The organism is Ileibacterium valens (assembly GCF_001945525.1).
Lineage (GTDB): Bacteria > Bacillota_I > Bacilli_A > Erysipelotrichales > Erysipelotrichaceae > Ileibacterium > Ileibacterium valens.
On sequence record NZ_MPJW01000007.1, the window covers coordinates 1 to 1,905 of the forward strand.

Sequence of the window (1,905 nt, forward strand, 5' to 3'; positions counted from 1 at the left end):
TTATCGTATTCGTGAGGCTTGAAGCCGAAAAATGGCTGATTCCAGATAAAAATTTCTGGTAGATTCTGAACACCACGATGAAGTGCGGAGCAATTCGCGCTTCTATCTGCTTAACTTAATGACATTGCTGACTTTCCTATCTTCCAAACATTGAATATATCCCTCAAAACCGAAAAGGTTCTTCTCTTTTCCGTATCTCTGTTTGGTATGATAATCTATAACAGCATTCAGCCAATCATTTCCTCGTTTATCAATTACATGATCGATCGACTCTTTGACATCTGGCTGGTCTATGTAAATAACAATGGGTTTCAGCGGCTTGATAATTTCAAATATTTCGAAAATGTATTTTTGAGATGCTGCTTCATCCATGCCAAACCTCATCATCGTTTCACACATTGGATTCTGCAAAAAGATACAGTTAAAAACGTATACCGAATCTTTGTCGGAATTCTTTGTAAAAGATCGCCACTTTTCAAGTATCTTCATCCGCTCTGTTTCAAAATCGGGGAAATCATAATTGGTATAATCAGCCGGATGCTCTCCAACACCTTCATCAACACAAATTACCTTTTTCCCTTTTTTATTCAGTTCATCTGCAATCATTGCCGCTGTTGTACTTTTCCCACTGCCTGGAAGTCCTTCTACTATGATTAAATTTGTCTTCATATATCTTTTCCTTCCTGTTTCTTCAATACTTGTCCTTATACCTTCAGTGCATCGGATTATTTAATGATATGTTATTCTTCCTGATCGATGAAGTTTTTGTTAAGCTATGCCTTCAAAAAACAAGTACACTGTACTTATGGAAAATAACATGGAAAAACTCATTCGCCGGCTGCCGTCAATGAATGAAGAAGTGATCGCTTCAGCTTCCAATCAGACCATTAAGACCCTGGCCAGGCTGCTGTTAAAAAAATATCGGGATGAATCAGATTATTTTCTGGCCGAAGGGGCTCACATGCTTCAGGAAGCCAGTCAGGCTGGACTGTTAAAAGCTATTTTTGTTTTATGGGAAGACCAGGAGGCCCGATCTTCCATTTTACAGGTCATTGAAAACCATCCGGAAATCCCCGTAATCAACTGTTCAAAATCCGCTCTTGGAAAACTCTCCTCTTTAAAAAGTGAATCGAGACTGATTGGACTTTGTCAGAAAGTTCAATTCGATGCAAAGAGTGCCTCTCGAATTCTGATGCTTGAAAATGTTCAGGATCCAGGCAACGTCGGAACATTGATTCGTTCCGCTTATTCCTTTGGAGCTGATTGTGTCGTTTTATCTGAAGGGTGTGCCGATGGATATAATCCCAAAGTTCTGCAGGCTACTCAGGGCGCTTTGTTTTACATCCCTCTGATTTCCAAAGAGATCCATAAAGCCATTTCTTCCTGCAAAGATCATGATATTCCCGTTTTTGCCGCAGCTCTTCATCATGATTCAATTGCCTTATCCAAAGTTGAACATCCCGAAAAATTCGCGTTGCTCATAGGAAATGAAGGTCAGGGACTAACCAAAGAAACGATTGAATCTGCCGATTATGTCATTCATATCGAGATGAGCGCCTTCGAATCCTTAAACGCTGCGATTGCAGGAAGTATTATTCTCTATCAGTTTCAACCGGGTCTCTAGTTTCAGAGCTGGATTCATTCACTGTTATTAAAGGGGCTGTTAAATTTCTGACAGTCCAAAAATAAAAAGAGGCACCTGATCCGTAATGGATGAGGTGCCTCTTTTGGTAAAATATGTTCATGATCAATAAACAAAATTACCAAACACACTATAACTCGATTCAGGGCCGTTTGCCACTGCTCCATTCTCTCTTCCCTCATATTGAGATGGATTCTGTCTTCACTACTGTCAGTTCCTTTGTCGATGATTATCTCGACCTTGCCCTTTATCCTTCTTTTGCC

At 40.0% G+C, this 1,905-nt stretch carries 2 protein-coding genes; one reads left to right on the plus strand and one right to left on the minus strand.

What is annotated here, in order from left to right; translation table 11 throughout:
* Positions 1-102: 102 nt before the first annotated feature.
* Positions 103-669, minus strand: coding sequence for a P-loop NTPase family protein (locus tag BO222_RS00105; RefSeq protein WP_143356860.1), 567 nt, complete (start codon positions 667-669; stop codon positions 103-105).
* A gap of 148 nt (positions 670-817) precedes the next feature.
* Between BO222_RS00105 and BO222_RS00110 the strand changes: the two genes are divergently transcribed.
* A complete protein-coding gene (locus BO222_RS00110; RefSeq protein WP_158024521.1) occupies positions 818-1,624 on the plus strand; it encodes a TrmH family RNA methyltransferase in 807 nt (268 codons plus the stop codon).
* The last annotated feature ends 281 nt before the right edge of the window (positions 1,625-1,905 follow it).